Annotated in this window: 9 protein-coding genes; 7 read left to right on the top strand and 2 right to left on the bottom strand. The window is 47.9% G+C overall.

Annotated elements, in window-relative coordinates:
* Positions 1 to 24: 24 nt before the first annotated feature.
* Both WBV27_RS07960 and WBV27_RS07955 read right to left on the bottom strand, forming a co-directional pair.
* Entirely contained in the window at positions 25 to 1,248 is a 1,224-nt protein-coding gene (locus tag WBV27_RS07960) for a toxic anion resistance protein (RefSeq protein ID WP_424200972.1), read from the bottom strand.
* Between the two features lie 11 nt (positions 1,249 to 1,259).
* Positions 1,260 to 1,979 (bottom strand): 5-bromo-4-chloroindolyl phosphate hydrolysis family protein, encoded by a 720-nt coding sequence (locus WBV27_RS07955; protein ID WP_424200970.1) that lies wholly within the window; start codon positions 1,977 to 1,979, stop codon positions 1,260 to 1,262.
* A gap of 211 nt (positions 1,980 to 2,190) precedes the next feature.
* On the opposite strand from WBV27_RS07955, the gene WBV27_RS07950 reads away from it, so the two are divergent.
* From WBV27_RS07950 to WBV27_RS07920, 7 genes are all read left to right on the top strand, one after another.
* The gene (locus tag WBV27_RS07950) at positions 2,191 to 2,751 is read left to right on the top strand and encodes an NUDIX domain-containing protein (protein WP_424200968.1); all 561 of its coding nucleotides are present in this window, start codon (positions 2,191 to 2,193) and stop codon (positions 2,749 to 2,751) included.
* A 1-nt stretch (position 2,752) separates the two neighbouring features.
* Positions 2,753 to 3,160: a hypothetical protein gene (locus WBV27_RS07945; protein WP_424200967.1), complete on the top strand. Its 408-nt coding sequence runs from the start codon at positions 2,753 to 2,755 to the stop codon at positions 3,158 to 3,160.
* 33 nt (positions 3,161 to 3,193) lie between these two features.
* Positions 3,194 to 3,886: a 5'-methylthioadenosine/adenosylhomocysteine nucleosidase gene (locus WBV27_RS07940; protein WP_424200965.1), complete on the top strand. Its 693-nt coding sequence runs from the start codon at positions 3,194 to 3,196 to the stop codon at positions 3,884 to 3,886.
* A gap of 210 nt (positions 3,887 to 4,096) precedes the next feature.
* On the top strand, positions 4,097 to 5,605 hold the full coding sequence (locus WBV27_RS07935; RefSeq protein WP_424200963.1) for a helicase HerA-like domain-containing protein: 1,509 nt from the start codon (positions 4,097 to 4,099) through the stop codon (positions 5,603 to 5,605).
* Between the two features lie 239 nt (positions 5,606 to 5,844).
* Positions 5,845 to 6,798, top strand: coding sequence for an ABC transporter permease (locus WBV27_RS07930; RefSeq protein WP_424200961.1), 954 nt, complete (start codon positions 5,845 to 5,847; stop codon positions 6,796 to 6,798).
* Positions 6,795 to 7,757, top strand: a complete 963-nt coding sequence (locus WBV27_RS07925) for an iron chelate uptake ABC transporter family permease subunit (RefSeq protein ID WP_424200959.1) — start codon at positions 6,795 to 6,797, stop codon at positions 7,755 to 7,757. Before WBV27_RS07930 ends, WBV27_RS07925 begins: the two co-directional genes overlap by 4 nt.
* A complete protein-coding gene (locus WBV27_RS07920) occupies positions 7,754 to 8,515 on the top strand; it encodes an ABC transporter ATP-binding protein (RefSeq protein ID WP_424200957.1) in 762 nt (253 codons plus the stop codon). The genes WBV27_RS07925 and WBV27_RS07920 overlap by 4 nt, the downstream gene beginning before the upstream one ends.
* Positions 8,516 to 8,526: the final 11 nt, after the last annotated feature.

The raw sequence follows: 8,526 nt of genomic DNA, 5'->3' as shown, positions 1-8,526 counted from the left end.
CCCGAATGAGGCAGCCCTGTGATATTAGTGGATTTGTTGTTCCTGTTGGTGGATATTCAACAGTTTGACCTTGAGATCGTTTTCCATAAGCGACAGTTCCTTTTCAGCTTCTCTGCGTTTGATTCGGCCTTCTTGCTGGATCTTCAGCGTCTCTTCCAAGGTTTCGATCAGATCCTGTTGCGTCTGTTTGAGCGTTTCGATATCGATCACACCCCGTTCATTCTCTTTAGCGGTTTCGATGGCTGATATTTTCAACATTTCCGAATTCTTGCGCATCAGATCATTCGTGGTCTGGGATACTTGCCTTTGCGCCGTTACCGCATCCTTCTGGCGCAGCAGGGTAAGAGCGATGGCCACTTGATTTTTCCATAAGGGAATGGCCGTGTGAATCGAGGATTGGATTTTTTCAGCCAATGCCTGGTTCGTGTTTTGGATCAAGCGGATCTGTGGCGCCTGTTGGATCGTCATCTGTCTGGTCAAGCGCAAATCGTGGGTGCGTTTTTCGAGACGGTCAAGGAACTGTTTCAGATCGTTGACAATCTGCACATCCATTTGGCTTTGGGAAACCTCGGCGGTCTGGATCGCTTTCGGGATTGCATTATTCTGAAGGTCCTCCATCTTCACTTCACCGGCAGCGATGTAGATGTTCAAGGCCTCAAAATAATCCTTGTTTTTTTGGTAAAGCTGTTCCAGCGTGACGTTGTCGTTGAGCAGGCCATTCTTTTCTTTATCCAGCTTGATCGCGATCTTGTCGATTTGGGCACCGATCTTCTGGTATTTTGCCGTCATTTCATAGGCGGATTGTTTAACCTTGCCGAAGATTTTGCGGAAGACGTTGTTGTCTTCTGCCCGCAGGTCTTCCGGTTTGGCTTCGTTGAGGCGATACATCAGATCGTTCAGGGAATCGCCGATTTCGCCGGTGTCCTGGTTCTGAACATGGTCCAGCATCGAATGAGAGAATTCACCCAGTTGTTTTTGAGCTGCAGCGCCATAACTGATGATGGCTTGCATGTTGTTTTCGTCGATTTGACCAGCTAATGCCAGTGCTTGTTTTTGTCTTTCTTCCGGTAACCGGTCGATCAGCCGATCCGGGTTGATCACCTCGTTGGCGACTGTGGTTTTATCAGCAACCACTGCCGGTTGAGCGAATGGATCCGAAAAAGGATTGGCCAGCAAATCGTCCAATTCTTGATTGACATCCTTGCTGTCAGTTTGTTTATTTTGTCCGGTAGCATCAAATTGGTCCATCAGTATTCCCCCTATAGCTCTTCGTCCAAAGCATTTTCATTGCTCTTTCCTTCATTATCCCTTTTCAAAACTTGCTTTGCAAGTTCCAACTCGATATCCATATCCTCGATATCATTGGACATGAAGCGCACGTAATCTTCGGCGATGAGGCGACTCATATCATCGATTGTTTTGGCACAGTTATCCAAGGCTGTATAGGTATCTTTCGTTTTGGAAACGTGGCCATCGATTGCGATGTATTTTTCAGTCAGCTCTTTCAGGCTGGGGAGATTCGTATACAGAAATTTATCGACTTCGTGCAGTCGGTTAGGCTGATTGACGATATTTTTGAAGAAATCCTGCAATATATCCACCGTATCATTGCGTGCCGCGATGGCCTTTAATTTAGAGCGCTGCTTCAGATTGGCTTCGATTTCTTGGATCGTAGTTTTGGCTTGATCCATTGTGCTGCGGAAATAGGCGATCTGTTCCTTGGTCATCCCTTTTGAATGGTAGAAGGCTTCTTTGTCGGCGCTCACTTTTCCCAGTGTGCCTCTTTGTTTTTTTGCCTTAGGCGACCATTGCATCCTTCCGCCGGTTTGGATGTAGTATAGGATTACGCCCAAGCCGATGGTCAGGCCGATCGAAGTCCAGAAATCGAACCCGAAGATGAAAAAGAATACCACTAATGCAATCAGGCTGATGACGCTGGAAAACGTATATTTCAATATATCCTTGATGTTGCTCCACATAAATTTTTCCTCCTTTGATAACATGCTGTTCACTTTGTCTGTGCTTATGCTATTATTCTAGCATAAAAGCATTAGGGACACCTATCGGCCGAAAGGATGATTTTGAGCGCCGATACCCATTTGGGCCGATTCTCACGCGGCTCTTGTAAATAGCCGAAAAGATAGGTTATGATAATACATGATCAGGATAGTAGATTGGGAGGAACATAAAATGGAATTTGAAGAAAAAACACTGAAAAGCGAAAAAATATTCGACGGCGTCTTGCTGCATTTGGTGAGGGAAGAAGTGCTGCTGCCGAACGGGAAAACTTCAGTCAGAGAGATGATCAGGCATCCGGGCGCTGTAGCGATGATACCTTTCACTTCCGACGGGAAAATGGTCATGGTCAGACAGTTCCGGAAACCTTTGGATCGGACAGTTGTCGAAATCCCGGCAGGCAAATTGGAGACATCCGATGCGGAACCTTTGCTGGCTGCAATCCGTGAGCTGGAGGAAGAGACGGACTATCGTGCGGAAACCTGGTCCGAATTGACGGTTTTTTACCCGACGCCGGCTTATTTGGATGAACGGATCACAATCTATTTGGCGGAAGGTTTGACGAAAGTCGAAAATTCTTTGCCGATGGATGAGGATGAATTCATCGAAATCTTGGAATTGACATACGACGAAGCGAAAGCTTTGCAGGAATCCGGAGAAATCTGCGATTCGAAAACAATCTATGCCATGCTGTATTGGGAGATGCGTCTTTTGCGGGAAAGAATAGAGGGATAGCATGTCAGAACCAAAAAAACCGCTGATCACCCGGGAACGTTACCGTCAGTACAAAAGGGACCAAACCACAAAACCGGTGACAGCTGAAAAGAAAGTCGCTCCGCAGGCAAAGGAAGCAGGTCGTTCCGTTCCGGCAACGGAAAAGAACAACAAGCAATCAACTGCCTCTGCAGGCGAGAAAAGCAGTATTCCGGCAGAAAAGAAACGTTCGGAGAACGGCAATAAAGCCAAAACCGCCAAGCCAAAAGCGAAGCTGTTCCGGAAGGCCGACAAACCGGCAACTTCAACAAAGGTGGAGCGTTTGTCAGACAAAGAAAGAGGCAGAAAACTGGACAGCTACTTGAACAAAGCCATCCTGATCGTCATCTTGTTGATCATTTTGGTTTTTGCGATAGCTTTCGTCCTATGACCTAACAATGCAGCTACAAGGAAGGAAACACTCATGATCGGAATTATTGGAGCAATGGAAGAAGAAAACCGTATTTTGTTGGAAAATATGACAGAAAAGATAGAAGAAACACATTTCCACCTCGTTTTTACAAGAGGGAAAATCGAAAATCAGAATGTAGTATTGGTGCAGTCAGGCATCGGTAAAGTCAACTCGGCCATAGCCACCGCCTTCATCATCGATCGTTACCGTCCCGATTTCGTCATCAATACCGGTTCGGCTGGTGGCTTACAGGCAAACTTGCATGTTGGCGACGTCGTCGTAGCCGATAAGGTTGCTTACCATGATGTGGATGCTACCGCATTCGGTTATTCGGTGGGACAAGTGCCGCAGATGCCGCATTATTATACAGCTGATAAAAAAATCGTTGAAAAGATTACGCGGGCAGCTGAAAAAGTCGGTTTGCATGCTGTCCAAGGTACGATTGTATCAAGCGATTCCTTTATCGCTTCCGAAAGCGGCACTAGCCGCATCAAGGAACATTTCCCTGATGCCTATGCGACCGAAATGGAGGGCGCATCAATCGCCCAAGCTTGTTACGTATTGGGTACACCCTTCGCAATCATCCGTGCCATTTCGGACGGCGCAAGCGATGGCGCGGCGCTGACGTTTGACGAGTTCATCGTCGAAGCCGGAAAAAAATCCGCGGAAATGGTCATCGAATTACTGAAAAATAGCGAAGAATAGAAGCCTTGCGGCATTTTGCCGGTTCTTTGGGAGCCGAAATCATCAAGTAAGCAGGTATTGAACCACTCACCCGATAATGGCTGAGTGGTTTTTGCTGTCTGCGGCACTTTCGGGCACTATTACTTTTCATAAGAAAGTGCTTACTGTTGTAAGGGCTTTTCAAAATATTGTACAATAAGAATGAAATGTCAGGCTAAGGAGGGGTTTTGAATGCGCCAAGAACTGGTGATTGGACAAGGCGACAAACCGGCAATCATCCATCTGGATAAGCTGAATCGGCATGGCTTGATCGCCGGAGCGACCGGAACGGGGAAAACGGTGACTTTGAAAGTGATAGCGGAACAATTGAGCAAAGCCGGTATCCCGGTGTTTCTTGCGGACGTCAAAGGAGATCTGGCGAGCATTGCGGAGCCGGGTGAGTTGAGCGAAAAAATAATGGAGCGGGTAACGAAACTGCAGCCGGAGGATTTTGAGCCGCGTGCTTATCCAGTGGAGCTCCTGGATATCTTTGGATCGAACGGCGTGCCGGTGCGGACGACCATTTCCGATATGGGTCCGATCCTGTTGTCGCGCCTGTTGGGACTCAATGAAACCCAGGAAGGGATCATGAACATCGCGTTCAAAGTTGCGGATGAGAAACAACTCCTGCTCATCGACATCAAAGATTTGCGGGCGCTCCTGAATTTCGTCGGAGACAACGCCACAGAGCTACGCCGCGAATACGGGAATATTTCAAAGCAATCGATCGGTGCGATCTTAAGAGGTTTATTGGTTATTGAGGAACAGGGAGGCGATCTTTTCTTCGGGGAGCCGATGTTCGATATCCAGGATTTATTGAAAACAGATGCAGCTGGGCGCGGCTATGTGAACATTCTGATGGCGAACCGCCTGTTCATGTCGCCAAAACTCTACTCGACTTTCCTGCTGTGGTTCCTTTCGGAGCTATATGAGCAATTGCCGGAAGTCGGTGATCTTGAAAAACCAAAGATTGTCTTCTTTTTTGATGAAGCGCATGTCCTTTTTCAGGACGTTCCGGATGTTCTTGAGGAAAAAATCGAACTCATTGTCCGGCTGATCCGTTCCAAGGGAGTCGGTGTTTATTTCGTGACGCAAAATCCCACCGACCTGCCGAATGCTATTTTGAGCCAATTGGGCAACAAAATTCAGCATGCTTTGCGAGCCTTTACGCCTAAGGAACAGAAGACCGTCAAAGCGGTCGCCGAAACGTTCCGGCAGGTGGAGGGGGAAGAATTGGACAAGAAATTGACGGAGCTGAAGGTCGGTGAAGCGATGGTCTCCTTTCTCGATCCGGAAGGGATTCCCGGCTATGTTCAGCAGGTAATGATTTATCCTCCGGAGAGCAAAATGGGCATCCTGGATCCGCTCGTCAAAGAAGAAAAAATCAACCGTTCCTTGCTGTATTATAAATACAGCGAGGCAATCGACAGGGAATCTTCCTACGAACAACTGCAGCGACTATCGGAAATCAAAGCGATTGAGTTGGAGGAAAATGAAGAACTTGCCGCAAGGGACAGGGAAAAAGCCGAACAGTTGAAGCGACTGGAAAAAGAGCAGCAAAAAGAACAAACCCAGCAAAAACGAGCGAGCAGTTCCCGTGATTCCACGATGGACAGATTCACAAAAAATTTGATGTCGCAAGTCGGCCGGGAAGTCGGCCGCGTCATCTCCCGCGGTATTTTGGGCATCCTGAAAAAATGAAGACAGACCGAAAAGACCAGTCCTACAAGGGCTGGTCTTTTCAGTTTCGTTTTTTCGGATGAACCGAATGCATAGAAACGCTCCCATTGAAGCTACTTACTTTTTTTCATGAAAATCTCATATTTGGTATTGTGTTTTATTTCTGCATCAAGTAGAATAGCACCTATACCATTAATTGAGAATGATTCTCAATTAGAATTGTTATCATTAAGGAGTTACTTTTGGAAGATGGTGAATAGATGTTGAAGAAATTACTGCTTGTTCTGGCATTGGCAGGAGTGATCGTGCTTTCCCTCGGAGTGGGGACTGCTGCTTTTTCGGTGGAACAGTTTCTGGTCGGTAGCAACACGGACCGTCTGATATTGTTGTCGTCACGGCTGCCGAGGACGATTACGGTTCTCTTGGCTGGAGCGGGCTTGTCCTTATCCGGACTGATCATGCAATCATTGACGCAGAACCGGTTTGCCGCTCCTGATACAGTCGGCACGGTGGATGCGGCGAGAGTGGGCATGCTGTGCGGCATGATTTTCTTTCCGGGCTTATCGGTTGTGGGGAAGATGACTCTTTCCTTCCTCTTTGCGGCGGCGGGGACGTTCCTGTTTTTGGTGGTCGTGAATCGCTTGCCTTTCAAGAGCCAGATGACGATCCCTTTGCTGGGTCTGATGTACGGAAATATTTTGGGAGGGGTCGCCAATTTTTTTGCCTTCCGCTTCAACGTCACGCAAAATCTTTCCGCCTGGATGCAAGGCGATTTTTCATTGGTCATCAAAGGACAATATGAGGGGATGTACCTCATTTTCCTGTTGTTTTTGGCACTTTATTTTTTTGCCGATCATTTTACGATTGCCCGCTTCGGGAAAGACGCGGCCAAAAACCTCGGCCTGCCTTTTGAAGCCGTCTTGTTCATTGGGACGCTGTTCGTATCCTTGGCTGTGGCGGTCATCCTGAGCACGGTCGGCAACCTGCCGTTTTTGGGAGTCATCATCCCGAACCTCGTCTCGTTGCGCTTCGGTGATAACATCCGCAATACCCACGGCAAGGTTGCGCTGTTCGGAGCGATTTTCTTGTTGCTGTGCGATGTGTTCGCGCGATCTGTCATCCCACCGTACGAAATTCCGGTGGAAACGGTATTGGGTGTTTTCGGCGGCGGCCTGTTCCTGGGGCTGTTGCTGAAGGGAGGGCGGACAGCATGAAAAACGTGTTGAAAAACCGCATCATCATGAAACGGTTGGCTGTGATTGCAGTGGCTGTGGCTTTTGTTTATTTTTTCTGGAACCAAGGCAACGCTAATTTGTTCATCATGAAGTTGCGGAGCACGAAGCTTTTGACATTTGCGGTCATCAGCATCAGCACTGCCTTTGCGACTGTCAGCTTTCAGACTGTCGTGCACAGCAATTTTTTGACCCCCAGCATTCTTGGGGTCGAATCCTTCTACAGGCTTCTGCAGACAGTGTTGATGTATTTCAGTTTCTCGCTGTTGGGCAGCCAATTGAATGCTGAATGGCAGTTCATTTTGCTGCTGTTCCTGATGCTTGGCAGTTACTTTTTGCTGTACCGGCTTTCTTGGAGCCGGAAAAATTACGATATGCAGGTCATCCTGATGATCGGGCTCGTCATGGGGACCTTCTTCAACAGCATCAGTTCCTTCATGCAAGTGCTGATGGACCCGAATGAGTACGACAAACTGCAGACGAAACTGTATGCCAGTTTTCAGAACATCAATGATTCCGTGCTTGTTTTGGCTGTTCCAATCGCCGTGTTTTCGATCATCAGTTTGTGGCGCAAGCGGAAGGTATTGGAAGTTTTGGGACTGGGTACACAAACAGCCAAAAATTTAGGGGTCGCCGTCGAAAAGGAGACGAAGCTCACCTTCATGCATGTCATCCTGTTGATGACAGTCTCAGCAGCGCTCGTCGGACCGATGATGTTTCTCGGTTTTGTGGCGGCGAACATCGCTTATCGGCTATTCAGGACGTATTGCCTGAACTACCTATTGCCTGGTGCGAGTCTGCTCAGTTTCGTGATGGTCGTGGCCGGACAATTCGTTGCAGAAGAAGTCTTCAAGCTGCAGACGAATTTGAGCATTCTGGTCGAACTGTTCGGGGGAATCTACTTCTTTTGGTTATTATGGAAGGAAAGGAGCAAACTATGAGAATCAGCAACGTCAGCAAAGCCTATGAGGATGAAAAGGTATTGGATGACATCTCTTTGGCAATCGAGAAAGGAAAAATCACAGCTTTCATCGGTCCGAATGGGGCAGGCAAAAGCACGCTCCTTTCGGTCATCAGCCGTCTGTTGACAAAGGACGAGGGGATATTGACGATACACGGGAAAGAGATCGAGGCTTGGCAATCCGATGAACTGGCGAAGGAGCTTTCGATCCTGAAACAGCAGAATGCCTACCAAGTGCGCATGACGGTCCGGGAACTGGTCTCGTTCGGCAGGTTCCCCTATACGAAGGGCAGGCTGAATGAAGAAGATCATGCAATGATCGACAAGGTTTTGGGCTATCTGAACCTGGTGGAATTCTCCAACCGCTATTTGGACACGTTGTCTGGGGGGCAACTCCAGCGGGCGGCGATTGCGATGATTTTGGTCCAGGATACGGAATACATCTTATTGGATGAACCGCTGAACAATCTCGACCTGAAACAGAGCATCGTGACGATGCAGACCATCCGGAATTTGGCTGACGAATTGGGTAAAACCATTCTGGTCGTCATCCACGACGTCAATTTCGCTTCCGTTTTTTCGGACAACATCATCGCCATGAAAAACGGAAAAGTCTTCCGGAGCGGCACGGTCGAGGAAGTCATCCGGACACCAGTTTTGCAGGAATTATATGAAGTACCCTTGGAAGTAATCACGACTGCGGATGGAAAAAAACATTGCACGTATCAAGCAATTTAACATAGAGGAGA

This window comes from Trichococcus sp. (genome assembly GCF_049589555.1).
GTDB lineage: Bacteria > Bacillota > Bacilli > Lactobacillales > Aerococcaceae > Trichococcus.
This window is presented reverse-complemented; position numbering and strand designations above follow the sequence as displayed.